This is a genomic window from Herbaspirillum sp. SJZ106, from assembly GCF_006715495.1.
Classification (GTDB): Bacteria; Pseudomonadota; Gammaproteobacteria; order Burkholderiales; family Burkholderiaceae_D; genus Herbaspirillum.
Map to the genome: position 1 here is coordinate 1,033,648 of NZ_VFNI01000001.1, position 16,850 is coordinate 1,050,497.

At 64.1% G+C, this 16,850-nt stretch carries 15 protein-coding genes; 5 read left to right on the forward strand and 10 right to left on the reverse strand.

From position 1 onward, the window contains the following. Positions 1-56: 56 nt before the first annotated feature. Both FB598_RS04520 and FB598_RS04525 read right to left on the reverse strand, forming a co-directional pair. Complete coding sequence (locus tag FB598_RS04520) at positions 57-818, reverse strand: MipA/OmpV family protein (protein ID WP_141913179.1); 762 nt, start codon at positions 816-818, stop codon at positions 57-59. A gap of 496 nt (positions 819-1,314) precedes the next feature. Beyond that, the gene (locus tag FB598_RS04525; RefSeq protein ID WP_141913180.1) at positions 1,315-2,835 is read right to left on the reverse strand and encodes a leucyl aminopeptidase; all 1,521 of its coding nucleotides are present in this window, start codon (positions 2,833-2,835) and stop codon (positions 1,315-1,317) included. Between the two features lie 129 nt (positions 2,836-2,964). Between FB598_RS04525 and lptF the strand changes: the two genes are divergently transcribed. The 3 genes from lptF to FB598_RS04540 are packed head-to-tail and all read left to right on the forward strand — an operon-like array spanning position 2,965 to position 5,621. After that, positions 2,965-4,095: an LPS export ABC transporter permease LptF gene (gene lptF / locus FB598_RS04530; protein WP_141913181.1), complete on the forward strand. Its 1,131-nt coding sequence runs from the start codon at positions 2,965-2,967 to the stop codon at positions 4,093-4,095. A 1-nt stretch (position 4,096) separates the two neighbouring features. Continuing rightward, positions 4,097-5,230: an LPS export ABC transporter permease LptG gene (gene lptG / locus FB598_RS04535; protein ID WP_141913182.1), complete on the forward strand. Its 1,134-nt coding sequence runs from the start codon at positions 4,097-4,099 to the stop codon at positions 5,228-5,230. Positions 5,231-5,234: 4 nt separating this feature from the next. After that, positions 5,235-5,621, forward strand: coding sequence for a sirohydrochlorin chelatase (locus FB598_RS04540; RefSeq protein WP_141913183.1), 387 nt, complete (start codon positions 5,235-5,237; stop codon positions 5,619-5,621). A gap of 768 nt (positions 5,622-6,389) precedes the next feature. Here the strand turns inward: FB598_RS04540 and FB598_RS04545 are convergent. From FB598_RS04545 to FB598_RS04580, 8 genes are all read right to left on the reverse strand, one after another. Beyond that, positions 6,390-6,761 carry a tRNA-binding protein gene (locus FB598_RS04545; protein WP_141913184.1) on the reverse strand — a complete coding sequence of 124 codons (372 nt, stop codon included), beginning with the start codon at positions 6,759-6,761 and terminating at the stop codon, positions 6,390-6,392. A 117-nt stretch (positions 6,762-6,878) separates the two neighbouring features. Then, positions 6,879-7,640: a uroporphyrinogen-III C-methyltransferase gene (gene cobA / locus FB598_RS04550; protein WP_141913185.1), complete on the reverse strand. Its 762-nt coding sequence runs from the start codon at positions 7,638-7,640 to the stop codon at positions 6,879-6,881. Positions 7,641-7,689: 49 nt separating this feature from the next. Beyond that, positions 7,690-9,024 (reverse strand): sulfate adenylyltransferase subunit 1, encoded by a 1,335-nt coding sequence (locus FB598_RS04555; RefSeq protein ID WP_141913186.1) that lies wholly within the window; start codon positions 9,022-9,024, stop codon positions 7,690-7,692. After that, positions 9,024-9,959: a sulfate adenylyltransferase subunit CysD gene (gene cysD, locus FB598_RS04560; protein ID WP_141913187.1), complete on the reverse strand. Its 936-nt coding sequence runs from the start codon at positions 9,957-9,959 to the stop codon at positions 9,024-9,026. Before cysD ends, FB598_RS04555 begins: the two co-directional genes overlap by 1 nt. Positions 9,960-10,028: 69 nt before the next feature. Beyond that, positions 10,029-10,760, reverse strand: coding sequence for a phosphoadenylyl-sulfate reductase (locus tag FB598_RS04565; protein ID WP_141913188.1), 732 nt, complete (start codon positions 10,758-10,760; stop codon positions 10,029-10,031). A 50-nt stretch (positions 10,761-10,810) separates the two neighbouring features. Then, positions 10,811-11,338 carry a DUF934 domain-containing protein gene (locus tag FB598_RS04570; protein ID WP_141913189.1) on the reverse strand — a complete coding sequence of 176 codons (528 nt, stop codon included), beginning with the start codon at positions 11,336-11,338 and terminating at the stop codon, positions 10,811-10,813. Next, the gene (locus FB598_RS04575; protein WP_141913190.1) at positions 11,331-13,031 is read right to left on the reverse strand and encodes a nitrite/sulfite reductase; all 1,701 of its coding nucleotides are present in this window, start codon (positions 13,029-13,031) and stop codon (positions 11,331-11,333) included. Before FB598_RS04575 ends, FB598_RS04570 begins: the two co-directional genes overlap by 8 nt. 76 nt (positions 13,032-13,107) lie before the next feature. Beyond that, complete coding sequence (locus FB598_RS04580) at positions 13,108-13,881, reverse strand: sulfite exporter TauE/SafE family protein (protein WP_141913191.1); 774 nt, start codon at positions 13,879-13,881, stop codon at positions 13,108-13,110. Positions 13,882-14,058: 177 nt separating this feature from the next. On the opposite strand from FB598_RS04580, the gene FB598_RS04585 reads away from it, so the two are divergent. Together FB598_RS04585 and FB598_RS04590 are read left to right on the forward strand one after the other, a co-directional pair. Beyond that, on the forward strand, positions 14,059-15,000 hold the full coding sequence (locus tag FB598_RS04585; RefSeq protein WP_141913192.1) for a CysB family HTH-type transcriptional regulator: 942 nt from the start codon (positions 14,059-14,061) through the stop codon (positions 14,998-15,000). Between the two features lie 91 nt (positions 15,001-15,091). Then, positions 15,092-16,840 carry a chloride channel protein gene (locus tag FB598_RS04590; RefSeq protein WP_141913193.1) on the forward strand — a complete coding sequence of 583 codons (1,749 nt, stop codon included), beginning with the start codon at positions 15,092-15,094 and terminating at the stop codon, positions 16,838-16,840. The last annotated feature ends 10 nt before the right edge of the window (positions 16,841-16,850 follow it).

Consider the following 16,850-nt stretch of genomic DNA (forward strand, 5'->3'; position numbering starts at 1 on the left):
ACGGACAGTTCCGCCCGTGCGGGCGAAGTCCGCCATCTTACCGTATTCGCCCGCGCTTACTTGAAGTGGTAGTTCAGCGCGACCAGTCCCATGTCTTCGATCTTGTGATTGAGGATCGGGCTGTCGGCGGCGCCGCTGCCAAGCCATTTGCGGCGCCAGGTGACGTTGAGCCGCCAGTCGGCATTGACGGGGATATCGGCGCTCAGGCCGACAATGGCGTTGTTGGAAGCGCCGGCATGGTATTGGCGATAGCCGCTGGCGGCCGATTCGGCCGCGCTCACGCCCAGGAAGTAATTGTTGTAGTTGGCGCTGCGGCGCTCCACGCCGACCTGGGGATAGATGCTGACCGGCCCGACATCGACCTGGGCCGCATAGATCGCTTCGGCCAGGGTGCCGTGCGATTGGTTGAAGTCGTAGAAGGCATTCAGGAAGAACGCGCCGTAAGGCGTCTCCTGGAAGGTGCCGATGCCCAGGGGGATCGGATTGGAACGATGCTGCAAGCCGCGTTCGGCATCGAATCCATCGAAGCTGACGCGTGCGGCCAGCTCCAGGTAGCCGGCGCCGATCCTGGCGGTCTTGATGCCGAACGTATCGAGACGGGCGAAGAAGCGCCCGTAATCGAAATAGGCATAAGGCAGCAGGGTGTTGTGGGCGCTCTTGTCCAGCACATTGCGTTCGAGGTGATAGACGCCGGCGCCCAGGTCGCCGACGATGCGATCCGGCAGCGCGGCGCTGCCGATGCTGTCGGGGGCGGCTTGTTGCGCCATGGCGGGTGCGGCGCACAACAAGGACAGGGTGAACGCGATAGACGTCTTCATTTTATTTCCGGTTGAAGGACTGTATGAGTCTGGAACATGGCTGTATAGCGCGCCATTGTATCCGGATCGAACCCGCCGGGTTGGCAGGGGATTCCGGTGGCAGTAGCGCCGGCGCCGCCGGAAAGGCAAGAAAAAAACCACCGGCGGTGCGGTAATGCCGTTCAGTGAAGGCTAATTCTGAAGCACTCATCACCTGGCCCGTTCGGGCTGAGTAGGCTCGCCAGGGCCGTATCGAAGCCAGCGTGTCAGCGTATCATTGTTAGCGGTCTTGCCTGCCCTTCGATACGCTGCTGCGCAGCTACTCAGGACGAACGGCGCCTGGACTCCACAAACCTCCACAAGCCTCCACAAACACAAATGCCGTTCAGCGTTTAACTGAACGGCATTACTGGCGATGCGGTGGCTTGCGGTGCTGCCGTTGACGCTGCCGTTTCTCAGGCGGCGCCATCGCATGCAAGGTGCGGGACATTGCGCATGCGAGGCGCGCCGCCGTGCATCAGGCGCGCGACGACTTGCCGCGCGCCTGGTTCAGCAGGTACGTGGTCAGCAGCGGCACCGGCCGGCCGCTGGCGCCCTTGGCGGCGCCGCTCTTCCATGCGGTGCCGGCGATATCCAGGTGGGCCCAGGTGTACTTGCGGGTGAAGCGCTCCAGGAAGCAGGCGGCGGTGACGCTGCCGCCGGGCTGGCCGCCGATGTTGGCGATGTCGGCGAAGTTGGACTTCAACTGCTCCTGGTAGGCGTCCTGCACCGGCATGCGCCAGGCGGTGTCGCCGGTGGCGCGGCCGGCCGCCAGCAGGTCGTTGGCCAGTTGGTCGTGGGCCTCGTCTTCGCGCGTGAACAAGCCGGAGTTGTGGTGGCCCAGGGCCACGATGCAGGCGCCGGTCAGGGTGGCGATGTCGATCACGGCGGCCGGCTTGAAGCGTTCGACGTAGGTCAGCGCGTCGCACAGGATCAGGCGGCCTTCGGCATCGGTATTGAGCACTTCGATGGTCTGGCCCGACATCGAGGTGACGATGTCGCCCGGCTTGGTGGCGCGGCCGGAAGGCATGTTCTCGCAGGTCGGGATGACGCCGACCACGTTCAGTTTCAGGCCCAGTTCGGCGATGGCGCGGAAGGTGCCCAGCACGGAGGCGGCGCCGCACATGTCGTACTTCATTTCATCCATGTTCAGGCCGGGCTTCAACGAAATGCCGCCGGTGTCGAAGGTGATGCCCTTGCCGACCAGCACGATCGGCGCATCCTTGGCTTTGCCGCCCATGTGCTTCAGGACGATGAACTTGGGCGGCTGGTCGCTGCCGTTGGTGACCGACAGGAAGCTGCCCATCTTCAGCGCTTCGAGCTGCTTGCGGTCCAGCACTTCCACGCCCAGCTTGAATTCCTTGGCCAGTTTCTTGGCGGTGTTGGCCAGATAGGTCGGGGTGCAGACGTTGCCGGGCAGGTTGCCCAGTTCCTTGGTCAGCGCCATGCCGTTGGCCAGCGCCACGGCTTCGGCCACGGCGGCCTTGGCCGCCGGCGCCTCGGCCGCCGATGTCAGGAAGGCAATTTTCTTCACGCCGGTGGGGGCGGGGTCCTTCTTGCTCTTGAGGGTGTCGGAACGGTAGACCGAATCGCGCCCGGCCAGCACCACGTTGCGCACGGCCCAGGCCAGGTCGCGGCCCTTGACGCCGGCAAACGGCAGCGCCAGCGCCGCGTTGTCGCAGCCCAGCGTGGCCAGGGTGCGCACCAGCGCCTGGGCGGCGGCGGCGAAGCTCTTGTCGGAAATCTCTTCTTCGGCGCCCAGGCCCAGCAGCACGATGCGTTCGGCGGCGATGCCGGTGACGCCGCGCAGCAGCAGGGTCGAGCCGGGTTTGCCGGAGATGTCGCCGGACTTCAGCGCGGCGCTGATGGCGCCCAGCTTGTCCAGCGCGGCGGCGGCCTTGGTCAGCTTGCGGTTTTCATGGATGCCGACCACCAATGCGCCAGTCTTGACAGCGGTTACAGCGTTTTTTGCGTCCAATGTTTTTGTGCTAAAGTCCATCGTTCGTCCTTTGTTTGATTTACCCGGCGATTATAGAGCCCATTTCGCCGCCACGTGCGTGCAGATGCGTTGCTTGCCGGGCCGGACAGGACCCTTACGCCCACCCATTACACAAGTTCCCGGCTTCGCATGATTTTCCAGCGCGCACTTCGACGCGAATTGACGAGCACCGCAGGCGCCGTCTTCACCACGCTCTTCACCATTACGCTCACCGTGATGCTGATCAAGATCCTCGGCCAGGCCGCTGGCGGCCAGGTTGCGTCGCAGGACGTGATCGCCCTGATCGGTTTCCAGTCGCTCAACTACATGCCGGTGATCCTGGTGCTGACCGGTTTCATTTCAGTGTTGCTGGTGATGACCCGCAGCTATCAGGATTCCGAAATCGTGGTCTGGTTCTCCTCCGGGCTTTCCCTGACGCGCTGGGTCAAGCCGGTGCTGCTGTTCGGCTGGCCCATCGTGTTGCTGGTGGCGGTGCTTTCCTTCGTCGTCACTCCCTGGGCCAACCAGCAGAGCAGCGAATACCGCGAACGCTTTGAAAAGCGCGAGGATATCGCGCGGGTTTCGCCCGGCAAGTTCCAGGAGTCGGCCAGCGCCAACCGCATCTTCTTCGTCGAAGGCATTTCCGGCGACGCTTCCAAGGTGCGCAATGTGTTCGTCAACACCATCGGCGCCGACGGCAAGAACAGCGTGGTGGTGGCCAAGGAAGGCGAGACCGTGGTCGACAAGGACGGCGAGAAGTTCGTGGTCATGAGCAAGGGCCGCCGCTATGACGGGGCCCCCGGCCTGCCGGATTTCCAGATCGTCGATTTCGAGCGTTACGGCCTGCTGATCGGCAACCAGTCGCAGGCCGCCGCCGGCGACCGCTCGGCGCGGGCGATGCAGATGAACGAGCTGCTGGTCAAGAACGACGGTTTCGCGCGCGGCGAATTGCTGTGGCGCATCGCGCTGCCGCTGATGGGGCTGTCCCTGATGCTGCTGGCGATTCCGTTGTCCTTCGTCAACCCGCGCGCGGGCCGTTCGCTGGGCCTGCTGGTGGCGTTGCTGCTGTTCGTGGTCTACAGCAATACGGTCAGCGTCTTCCAGGCCTCGGTGGCGCAGGGGCGCATGTCCTTCATGCTGGGCTGGTGGCCGGTGCATGCGATAGTGGCGCTGCTGATCGTGGGCATGTTCGCGCTGCGGCTCAATATCAACAGCCGCTGCCATCCGGCGGTCATCTGGTCGGCCATGCGCCGTGCCCTGATCTTCAAGCGCGAGGCCTGACATGCGCGTCATCCAACGTTATTTCAGAACAGAAATCACCCGCTCGGTGCTGTTCGCCCTGGCGGCCTTCCTGGCGCTGTTCGCCTTCTTCGAGATGATGGGCCAGCTGGAGCAGGTCGGCCGCAACGGCTACCAGCTGCAGCAGGCGGTGCTCTATGTAGTCATGGGGCTGCCGGGCAACGTGTATGAACTGATGCCCACGGCGGTGCTGATCGGCACCATCTACACGCTGTCGCAACTGGCGGCGCGTTCCGAGTTCACCATCATGCGCGTGTCCAGTATGTCCACCGGCATGGCCGCGCGCGTACTGGCGCGCATCGGCATCGGCTTCGTGGTGCTGACCATCGTGTTCGGTGAAATCATCGCCCCCAAGGCTTCCGAATGGGGGGAGAAACTCAAGCTGCAGGCCCAGGGGGCTTCGCTGTCGTCGCAGTTCCGTTCCGGCATGTGGGCCAAGGATGTGATCAAGGACAACGGCCTGGACGGCAATGTCACCGGCAGCCGCTTCATCAACATCCAGTCGATCCAGCCGGACGGCCGCATCGAAGGCGTCAAGCTGTACGAGCTGGATACGGATTTCCACATGGCGCGCATGATCACGGCAACCTCCGGCGACTATCAGGGCGACCATGTCTGGAAACTCTCCGGCGTGCTGCAATCGGATTTCGCCGACGGCAACAAGGACCGCAAGATCACCGAGCCGATCAAGACCACCAGGCTGGACAGCATGCGGCTGGTGTCGGAGGTGACGCCGGAAATCCTGTCGGTGCTGTTTGCCGATCCGGATCACATGTCGGCCTACGACCTGCTCGCTTACACCAGGCACCTGGAAGCCAACAACCAGCGCACCGACCGTTACGAAATTGCCTTCTGGAAGAAGATCGTCTATCCCTTGTCCATCTTCGTGATGATGGCGCTGGCGCTGCCGTTCGCCTACCTGCATTTCCGCGCCGGCGGCGTGAGCCTGAAGATCTTCACCGGGATCATGATCGGCGTGTGCTTCCAGCTCATTAACAGCCTGTTCTCGCACCTCGGCCTGCTCAACACCTGGCCGGCCTTCGTGACGGCGGCGCTGCCCAGCCTGCTGTTCATGGCGCTGGCCATCGGCGCGTTGTGGTGGGTCGAACGTACCTGACATCATGCCTGCCTCCATTGCCCAAAGCCTGATCCTGTTTGCCCACGGCGCGCGCGACCCGGCCTGGGCGGCGCCGTTCGAACGTTTGCGCGTGCTGGTGCAGGCCGCCGCGCCTGACGTGGATGTGCAGCTGGCTTTTCTGGAGCTGATGCAGCCGGATTTGCCAGCCGCCGCCGCGCAGGCCGTGGCTGGCGGCGCGCAGCGTATTACCGTCGTGCCGGTCTTTTTGGGGCAGGGGGGGCATGTGCGGCGGGACTTGCCGCAATTGCTGGCGCAACTGCGGCAGGCTTATCCGCAAGTGCAGATCGATGATGTACCGGCTGCTGGTGAGGATGATGCTGTATTGCGGGCTATTTCTGCTTATTGTGTTAGGGCTGTTGTTGTTGGGTAGTCTGGTCTCGCCGTTTGTCGGTGTATTGGCTTGATGTTTTTTTAGGTAGTCTGCTCTTGCTTCATGCAGATGTACTGGCTTAATGCTTATCTTTCTCCGGTCTAAGCGGAGCGCCGGGTGCGGCCCGGCAGCCGCTCACTTTCTTTGCTTCGCCAAAGAAAGTAAGCAAAGAAAGGCGACCCCTAAGTGCCAGCCCCTTCGGGGTACCCGTTGGAGCGCCATGAAAAATGGGCGAGGCAGAGTCGCTGCGCTCCGACTGCCTCGCTGATCCATTTTTCATGGCACTCCAACGGCTGGCCCACAAGGGGAGAAAACCTGAACGCCTCGCCTACGGCATCGGGATTGGGAGGGGAGTTGCGCATTGGCGCCATTCCTTGAACCAAGCCAGTCGCAAGCACCGCGATGCCGAAGGCGAGCCGGATAAGACGTCGCATCTAACCAGCCGGCGGATCGGGCAAAAAAATGGATCAGCAAGGCAGTCGGAGCGAAGCGACTCTGCCTTGCCCATTTTTTTGCCCGATCCGTCGGGAACCCCGAAGGGGCTGGGTAGTTGCGTCGCCTTCTTTTGCTTACTTTTCTTGGCGAGACAAGAAAAGTGAGCGGCTGCCGGGCCGCCCCCGGCGCTCCGCTGCGACCGGAGAAAGATAAGCATAGAGCCAGTACATCTGCACGAAGCAAGAGCAGTCTACCCAGACTTATCCCCAAAAAACATCAAGCCAATACACCGACAAGCAGCAAGACCAGGCTACCCCAAAAATAGATTCTTACTTAGAACAGCCGAGCACCGTCAGGCACAACCTGGTCAGGCCTGAACAGCACAACTTCACCGGCATCATCGGGAAACCCCAGCGTCAACACTTCCGACATGAACTTGCCGATCTGGCGCGGCGGGAAGTTCACCACCGCCGCCACCTGGCGCCCCACCAAGTCTTCCAGCCGATAATGCGCCGTGATCTGCGCGCTGCTCTGGCGCACGCCAATGCCCGAGCCGAAATCGATCTTCAGTTTGTAGGCCGGTTTGCGCGCTTCGGGAAAGGCTTCGGCCGAGACGATGGTGCCGATGCGGATGTCGACCTTGAGAAAGGCATCGAAATCGATGGGATCGGCGGCGGGGGCGTTGGTGTCGTGCAGCAGGTGCATGGCGAGGCCTCAAGACAGTGAAGCCGCGATGATAGCAATCATTGCCGCCGGCCGGGCAAGTGCGGGGGAGGTGGAGGAAGTGGGGGAAGTGGGGGAAGCGGGTTACGCCAAGCCGGCTCAGTCGCGGTCGGCCAGCGCCGGCCCGATCATCACCAGCACCGGCCCGCTGCAGGCCTGCAGCCCGGCTTCCAGTCCGGCCAATTGCAGGTTGTAGATGTGCTCGTCCGGGCGGCTGCAGTTTTCCACCACCACCACCGGCGTATCCGGCGCATAGCCCAGCGCCAGCAGCCGGCGCGCGGTGGCGGTGGCTTCGCGTCCGCCCATGTACTGCACCAGCGTGTCGCCGTTGGGCATGATCACTTCGTTGGGCTGGTCGGGAGCGGTGCTGGAGGTGAACAGCGAAACGCTGCGGGCGATGCCGCGCCGGGTCAGCGGGCGTTTGGCCGAAGCCGCGGCGGCCAGGGCGGCGGTGATGCCGGGCACGACTTCGTAGGGGATGCGGTGCGCTTCCAGCGCGCGCATTTCCTCGTCGGCACGACCGAACAGCATGGGATCGCCGCCTTTCAAGCGCACTACGCGGCGGTACTGCTGCGCCGCCGCCACCAGCTTCTCGTTGATCTCCACCTGCGCGGTCGAGCGCTGGCCGCTGCGCTTGCCGACCGGGATCTTCACCGCCTGCGGGCACAGTACAAGGATTTCTTCCGTCACCAGCGCGTCGTGCAATACGGCATCGGCCTCGGCCAGGATGCGCGCGCCACGTACGGTGAGAAGGTCGGCCGCGCCGGGGCCGGCGCCGATCAGCCACACCTGGCCCGGATTGTCCGGGCCGGGCTGGGTGGCGTCAGGAAGGAAAGGGGATGCTGCCGGATCGGTGGCCATGGCCTGCTGTACTTGAGTCGGATCGATGGGAAGGGCGCGCGTTGGGCCCTTAGTCGATCCGGATCATACCAGCGGCAACCGTCTGGTGGGTCACTTCATCGATCAGGATGAAGGCGCCGGTCGCGCGGATGGCTTCGTAGCTGTCGGCGGCGATGGGTTGCTGCACGTTCACCGTCACGCGGGCGATGTCGTTGAGCTTGAGCGTCTCGGCCGGGCGGCGTTCCTGGGTGTTGATGTCGAGCAAGGTGTCGACCTTGGCCACGCGCGCCGCCACTTGCTTGGTGGTGTGCTTGAGCCAGTACTTGCGGCGCAGGTCCAGCGGGTCTTCGGACAGCCAGCAGACATCGGCGGTGACCGACTTCAGCGCCACCGGCGCCTGGCCGGCCGCGGCCAGCAGGTCGCCGCGCGAGATATCCAGGTATTCATCCAGCAGGATGGTGACCGACTGGCCGGCCGAAGCCGATTCCAGCGAGCCGTCCAGCGTCTGGATGTCCTTGACGGTGGCGCTTTGGCCGCCGGGCAGCACCACCAGCTTGTCGCCCTTGGCAACGCGGCCGGCTTCGATGCGGCCCATGTAGCCGCGGAAGTCGTTGGCCTCATGGCCGTTGTGGCGCGCCACCAGCTGCACCGGGAAGCGGAACGGTTCGGCATGCGCGTCTTCGTACACCGACAGCGATTCCAGCAGCTCGATCAGCGTCGGGCCCTGGTACCACGGCATCCGGTCGCTGGCGGTCACCACGTTGTCGCCGGCCAGCGCCGACAGCGGGATGGCGTGCACGTCCTTCAGGCCCAGTTGCTGCGCGAATTCCTGGTAGGCGCCGACGATGCGGTTGTACACGGTCTGGTCGTAGTCCACCAGGTCCATCTTGTTGATCGCCACGACCACGTGCTCGATCTGCAGCAGGTGGGCGATGGTCGAGTGGCGCTTGGTCTGGGTCAGCAGCTCCACCGAGCCATCGTCGCCCAGCTTCACCTTGGACACGTCCACCAGGATGATCACGGCATCGGCGGTCGAGGCGCCGGTCACCATGTTGCGGGTGTATTGCTCGTGGCCGGGGGTGTCGGCGATGATGAACTTGCGCTTGGGCGTGGCGAAGTAGCGGTAGGCCACGTCGATGGTGATGCCTTGCTCGCGCTCGGCTTCCAGGCCGTCGGTCAGCAGCGACAGGTCGACCGTGTCGCCCACGGTGCGCTTGTGCTTGGCGCGCGAGATGGCGTCCAGCTGGTCGGCGAAGATGCCCTTGCTGTCGAACAGCAGGCGGCCGATCAGCGTGCTCTTGCCGTCGTCCACCGAACCGGCGGTGATGAAGCGCAGCAGGCCGCGCTCATGCGGTTGCGCATTGGCGGCGTTGCTCAATTGTTCTTGTGTGGCGGCGGCGTTCATCAGAAATATCCTTCTTTCTTGCGTTTTTCCATCGAGGCTTCGGACGTCTGGTCGTCCATGCGGGTGGCGCCGCGCTCGGTAATCTGGGTCACCGCCGTTTCGGCGATGATGGCTTCTACCGTGGCGGCGTCGGACGCCACCGGGCAGGTGCAGGAGATGTCGCCCACGGTGCGGAAGCGCACCACGCGGCTTTCCACGGTCTCGCCTTCGCGCGCCGGGGTCAGGTCGGTCAGCGGCACCAGCAGGCCGTTGCGCGGAATCACTTCGCGCTCATGCGCGAAGTAGATCGGCGGCAGCGCCAGCTTCTCGCGGGCGATGTACTGCCACACGTCCAGTTCGGTCCAGTTGGAAATCGGGAACACGCGCATGTTCTCGCCCGGATGCACGCGGGTGTTATACAGGTCCCACAGTTCGGGGCGCTGGGCCTTGGGGTTCCATTGGCCGAACTCGTCGCGGAAGGAGAATATGCGTTCCTTGGCGCGGGCTTTCTCTTCATCGCGCCGGGCGCCGCCGATACAGGCGTCGAACTTGAACTCCTCGATGGTTTCCAGCAGCGTCACTGCCTGCGCGGCGTTGCGCGAGTCGGTCTGAGGGTTGCGCAGGCGCACGGTGCCGCGCTTGATCGAGTCTTCCACCGAACGCACCACCAGGCGCTCGCCCAGTTCGGCGGCGCGGCGGTCGCGGAATTCGATCACTTCAGGGAAGTTGTGGCCGGTGTCGATATGCACCAGCGGGAACGGGAATTTGCCGGGACGGAAGGCCTTTTCGGCAATGCGCAGCAGCACCACCGAATCCTTGCCGCCGGAAAACAGCAGGGCCGGATTGCCGCACTCGGCCGCGACCTCGCGCATGATGTGGATCGCTTCCGATTCCAGCCAGTCCAGGTGGCGGTTGCTGGCGTTGTCCAAAAAAAGTTTGTCTACCGCAGTGTTCATGCCGGGCCTTCCGATGCTTGCGTATTGTTGTGTTGCTTGGTTGTCTTGTGTGCCGATGAGGCGCCGGCGTCAGGCCGGCGCGTGCGCCTTGATGCGCACCAGCTTGCCGTCCACCACGTGCAGGCCGCATTCCTTGGAGTCCGGGTTTTCCCACCACCAGCGGCCGGCGCGGATGTCCTCGCCGGGCTGGATGGCGCGGGTGCACGGTTCGCAGCCGATCGACGGGTAGCCCTGGTCGTGCAGCGGGTTGTAGGGCACGTCGTTGGCGCGGATGTAGTCCCACACGTCCTGTTCGGACCAGTCGGCCAGCGGGTTGAATTTTTCCATGCCGTGCGCTTCGTCGCGCTCCTGCACATGCAGTTCGGCGCGGGTGACCGACTGCGCGCGGCGCTGGCCGGTGACCCACGAGGCCTTGCCGGCCAGGGCGCGGTTGAGCGGCTCCATCTTGCGGATGCGGCAGCATTCCTTGCGCAGCTCGACGCTGTCGTAGAAGGCGTTGAGGCCGTGGTTCTTCACATAGGCCTCGATCGCTTCGGGCTGCGGGCGATACGGCGTGACGTCGTAATCGTAGGTCGCTCGGATGCGCTCCAGCATGTCCACGGTTTCCTTGTGCAGGCGGCCGGTTTCCAGCGTGAAGATGGAAATGTTGTCCTGCAGCTTGCCGCGCAGGATCAGGTCGGTCAGCACCATGTCTTCGGCCGCCAGGCTGGAAGCCAGTGCGGCGGGGGCGTGTTCGGCCGCGATGCGTTCCAGCGTCGCCTGGGTTTTTGCGATGAGATCCTGCAAAGCCTGATTCGACATGATGTTGCTTTCTTCATTTTGCCGGCGGCGCTGGCCGCCGGCGGTTTGCTTCAGTCCGCGGCCTGCACCGTCTCGCGCTTGACGCGGCGGAACAGCGGGTTCTTCTCGTCCCACGAGGTCTGGTACTTCTCGGAGAAGTCGGTCAGGCCCTTGACGGCGTCGTGGATGTTCTTGTCGGCGCGCACCGCGAAGGCGTCAAAGCCCACGCGCTGCATGTAGAACAACTGGTCGCGCAGCACGTCGCCGACCGCGCGCAGTTCGCCGGTGTAGCCCAGGCGCGCGCGCAGGTTGTAGGCGATCGAGTAGCCGCGGCCGTCGGCGAACTTGGGGAAGTCCACCGCCACCACCTTGAACTGGGCCAGTTCGCCCTTGAGTTCTTCGGCGCGTTCGTCGCTGGCCAGCCAGACGCCGATATCGGGGCGGTTCTTGAGCGTGTCGCGCTGCGCCTGCCAGGTCTTGAGCGGGACGATGACTTTCCCTTCCGGGACGGTCACGGTTTCCGCGCTCTCGCCTTCGGCCAGGCGCAGGACGCTCCAGTCGTCGGCGACGACGGTCTTGTTCTTGATGATGTCAGGCATTGGCGTCTTCTCCTGCGAGATAGTCGGCCGACGTTGCGATCGGCGTGGCATAAACGAATTCTTTGAAAGGGGCGACGCCGATGCGGCGCACGGTATCGATGAAGCGTTCATCTTCGGTGCGCTGCTTGACGTACACCTGCAGCAGCCGGTCGATCACGGTGGGCATCTGCTGCGCCGAGAACGAAGGGCCGATGATCTTGCCGATCGACGAGGTGTTGCCCTGCGCGCCGCCCAGCGAGACCTGGTACCACTCGGAGCCGTCCTTGTCGACGCCCAGGATGCCGATGTTGCCGACGTGGTGGTGGCCGCAGGCGTTGATGCAACCCGAGATGTTGAGTTCGATGTCGCCGATGTCGTGCTGGTAGTCGATGTCTTCGAACTTCTCGGCAATCGCCTGGGCGATCGGGATCGACTTGGCGTTGGCCAGTGAGCAGAAGTCGCCGCCGGGGCAGCAGATGATGTCGGTCAGCAGGCCGATGTTGGGCGTGGCCAGGCCGTGCGACTTGGCCAGTTTCCACAGCGTGTACAGCTCGGACTGCTTGACGTCGGCCAGCACCAGGTTCTGCTCGTGCGTCACGCGCAACTCGCCGAAGCTGTACTGGTCGGCCAGGTCGGCCACGAAATTCATCTGGTCGGCGGTGATGTCGCCCGGCGGCACGCCCGGCTTCTTCAGCGACAGGATTACGGCGGCGTAGCCGGGCACCTTGTGCTGCTTGACGTTGCGCTGCAGCCAGTTGGCGAAGCCGCGGTCTTGCGCCTTCAGGCGTTCGAACTCGGCGTCCACCGCCGGCAGGGTCTCATAGGCGGGCGGCACGAAGTATTGCGCCACGCGCTGCAGTTCTTCCTCGGTCAGGGTCGAGGGGCCGTCCTTGATCTGGGCCCATTCCTCTTCCACCTGGCGCGCGAACTCTTCCGGGCCGATGGCCTTGACCAGGATCTTGATGCGGGCCTTGTAGATGTTGTCGCGGCGGCCGTATTGGTTGTACACGCGCAGGATTGCTTCCAGGTAGGACATCGCGTGGCGCCAGGGCAGGAACTCGCGGATCACGCTGCCCAGGATGGGGGCGCGGCCCATGCCGCCGCCCACCAGCACGCGGAAACCCACTTCGCCGGCTTCGTCCTTGACCACGTGCAGGCCGATGTCGTGCACGGCGGTGGCGGCGCGGTCTTCCCTGGCGCCGCTGATGGCGATCTTGAACTTGCGCGGCAGGTAGGCGAACTCGGGGTGGAAGGTGCTCCACTCGCGGATCAGTTCGGCGTACGGGCGCGGATCGACGATCTCGTCGGCGGCCACGCCGGCCAGCTCGTCGGAGGTGGTGTTGCGGATGCAGTTGCCGGAGGTCTGGATGGCATGCATCTCGACGCTGGCCAGTTCGGCCAGGATGTCGGGGGACTCTTCCAGCTTGATCCAGTTGAACTGGATGTTCTGGCGGGTGGTGAAGTGGCCGTAGCCGCGGTCGTTCTTGACGGCGATCTCGGCGAACTTGCGCAACTGGTTGGAAGCCAGCATGCCGTAGGGAATGGCGATGCGCAGCATGTAGGCATGGCGTTGCAGGTAGAGTCCGTTCTGCAGGCGCAGGATGCGGAACTCGTCTTCTACCAGCTCGTCCGACAGGCGCCGGCGCACCTGGTCTCGATATTGTGCAACTCGCTCTTTGACGATCTGGTGATCGTATTGGTCATAGCGGTACATCTTATATAAGTCCCTGTTAACGTCTTATTGAGGCCGCGCCTTCACGTCCGGCGCCGCCCCGCATTGAAAAACCAGCCTACCAAATCAGCTTCACGGCGACGCTCGTCAGCGTAATCGCCAGCAGGCCACGCAAGAATTTCTCCGGCACCGCGCGCGCTGCGAGCGAACCGAGTGTGATGCCCGGGAGCGAACCCAGGAGCAGTGTCGCCAGCAGTTCCCAGTTGATCGAGCCCAGCCACCAATGGCCCAGGGCGGCGATCGCGGTCAGCGGCACCGCGTAGGCGATGTCGGTGCCCGCGACTTCCGCCGGCGACAGGCGGGGGTAGAGCAACACCAGCAGGGTCGCGCCGACCGCACCGGCGCCGATCGAGGAGATCGTCACCAGCGTACCGAGCACGGCGCCGGCGATGATGGTCGCATGGCGCAGGTCGGCGCCTTGCAACTGGCGCTCCGGATGGGCATTGAGCCACCCTTGCAGTTTACCCCTGAACAGCAGCGCGATCACGGTGAGCAGGACCGAGATGGCGATCGAATAACGGATGACCTGGCTGATGCCGTCGCTGACGGCGCCGAAGTGCTTGAGCAGCAAGGTGGTCGCCAGCGCGGCGGGCAGGGCGCCGTAGGACAGGCGGCGCACGATGTCCCAGCGCACCGTGCCCTTGAAGCGGTGGGCCAGGGTGCCGGCGGTCTTGGTGGCCGAGGCGAACGCCAGGTCGGTGCCGACCGCGACGCTGGGGTGGATGCCGAACAGCAAGGTCAGGAGCGGGGTCATGAGCGAGCCGCCGCCGACGCCGGTCAGTCCGACCAGCAGTCCCACGGCAAATCCGCTTACTACATAAGAAACAGTCATAACACCTCGCCCATTAGTCTGCGAATCGTAATAAACTTATGTTTCAAACCAAACTACATAGTATTTATTTGCTTATATACGCCTTTGGCATATGCAAATGAGGCGGCTGACCGCATGAATGCGCGTCGCCCGGCAAATAAGCGGCGATGGCCGCCTGGTAGTCAGCGAGGGCTTTCCATGAATCTTCATCAATTCCGTTTCGTGCGCGAGGCGGTGCGCCAGAATTTCAACCTGACCGAGGCGGCCAAGGCCTTGTATACCTCGCAACCGGGCGTCTCCAAGGCCATCATCGAGCTGGAAGAGGAGCTGGGCGTGGATATCTTCACCCGCCACGGCAAGCGCATCCGCGGCCTGACCGAGCCCGGCCGCGCCGTGCTGCGTTCGGTGGAACTGATCATGCAGGAAGTCGATGGCCTCAAACGCATCGGCAAGGAGTTCGCCGCCCACGACAGCGGCAGCTTCACCATCGCCACCACCCACACCCAGGCGCGCTATGCGCTGCCCAAGGTGGTGCAGGCCTTTACCCAGAAATACCCCAAGGTGCACCTGTCCTTGCTGCAGGGAAACCCCAAGCAGATCACCGAGATGGTTCGCAACGACCAGGCCGACATCGCCATCGCCACCGAAACGCTGGCCTCGGGCGAGGGATTGGTCTCGCTGCCGTGCTACCAGTGGGAGCACGTGGTGGTGGTGCCGCCCGAGCATCCGCTGCTGCAATCCAAGAGCCTGACGCTGGAAGAGATCGCGGCCTATCCGCTGATCACCTACGATTCGGCCTTCAGCGGCCGCAGCAAGATCGACCATGCCTTTTCGCTGCGCCACCTCAAGCCGGACGTGGTGCTGGAGGCGATCGACGCCGACGTCATCAAGACCTATGTCGAGCTGGGCATGGGCGTGGGCATCATCGCCGGCATCGCCTTCGATGCCGAACGCGACCGCGGCTTGCGTTCGATCCCGGTCGGCCATCTGTTCGGCACCAACGTCTCGCGCGTGGCCCTGAAGCAGGGGGCTTACCTGCGCGGCTACGTCTACACTTTCATCGAATTGCTCACGCCCACCCTGAACCGCAAGCTGATCTCGCAGGTGATGGAAGGCGAGAAGGACATGTACGAGCTGTAATCGCGGAAGGCCGCCGGCCATCCGCTGAGGCAGCGTGGTAAGCCGCCATGCCCGCGGGCACGGCGGCGGCAAGAACAGGGAAAATCGACCAATGAGGAAAGTATGGGCGGCCGCATCACGGCCGCAGCGTCATTTGCGCCGCCTGTGGCTGCAATACGGGATCCTGTGGACGGGAGCGGTGGTCACCGGCCTGGTGGCGGTGATGTATGCGCGCCTGATCGATCTCGGCTTCGAACTGTTCCAGGGCATGCAAAGCCGCCACCACTGGCTGCCGCTGCTGCTGACGCCGGCCATGGGCGCGCTGTGCGTCTGGCTCACGCGCAAGTATTTCCCGGGCTCGGAAGGCAGCGGCATCCCGCAGGTGATCGCCTCCCTGGCCGAGCAGGGCGAGCACACGTCCAAGCTGGCGCAAAAACTGCTGACCGTGCGCATCGTGCTGGGCAAGATCGGCATTTCTTTCCTCGGCATCCTCTCCGGTTTCACCATCGGCCGCGAAGGCCCGACGGTGCAGGTGGGGGCGGCGCTGATGTACAACATGCGCCGCTTCTACCCGCGCCCGAGCGCCATCCTGGAAAAGCGCCTGATCCTGGCCGGCGCCGCAGCGGGCTTGGCGGCCGCCTTCAATACCCCGCTGGCAGGCATCGTGTTCGCCATCGAGGAACTCTCGCGCAGCTTCGAGCAGCGCGCCAGCGGCGTGGTGATCACCACCATCATCTTTGCCGGCGTGGTGGCCCTGGGCCTGACCGGCAACTACACCTATTTCGGCACCATCACCACCGGCGTCGACAGCGCGCGCGAGGTGATCGTGGCGGTGATCCTGTGCGGACTGCTCATGGGCGGGGCCGGCGGTTGCTTCTGCTGGCTGCTGCTCAATACGCCGAAATGGATTCCGGCGCCGCTGCTGCACATGCGCACGCAGCGCCCGGTGGTTTTCGGCGCGCTGTGCGGCCTGCTGGTGGCGGTCATCGGCGTGGCCGCGGGCGGCGCTACTTTCGGCAGCGGCTATGTCGAAGCCAAGGGGCTGCTCACCGGGCAGCAGGAACTGTCGGGCATTTATCCGCTGGCCAAGATGGCGTCGATGGTCGGCTCCTACCTGCCGGGCACCCCCGGCGGCATTTTCGCGCCATCGCTGTCCATCGGCGCCGGGTTCGGCAACCTGCTGCACATGCTGTTCGGCGACATTTCCTTGCCGGTGCTGATCGCGCTGGCCATGGTCGGCTATCTGGCGGCGGTGACGCAGTCGCCGATCACTTCCTTTGTGATCGTGATGGAAATGATCAACGGCCACGCGTTGGTGATCTCCCTGATGGCCACCGCCTTGCTGGCCAGCCGCGTATCGCGCTTCTTCGCGCCGCCGTTGTATGAGGCGCTGTCGGAGCGTTACTCCCATAAGCCCCACAATGTTGTGCCGGCGCCCACGTCGGTAGCCGAGCCGGTATCTGTCCCGGCGGTTGTGCCGGAAGCGGAAGTACCTGCGCAGCAGGCTGCAGGTCCCGTACCCGTTGTACTGCAAAGCGAGGAACCGGACGTGCAATTGGCAGCGGCAGGGGCAGCGGCAGCGCAGGCCGAACCGCAAGCGCAAATCCCATCGCAAACGCCGGTTGCCGGCGCTTCTGAGCCATCCTCAAGCGCCGATAAAAAAGTCGCGCCCGGCAAGCCGACGCAAAAGCGCAAGCTGCAGGAGGCAAAAACAGAGCAACCATCCGCGGCGGTTGTGCCGGCAGCGCCGTCGGCCCGCGCTGCCGATGCGCACGTCGCGCCCCCGGAGGAAGCCGGCCCGCCGTCGCCCAGGGCATCCAGGAAGGTCTATCGCCAGGGCGACCTGTTCGACGAGATGTGACGGGAGCGGC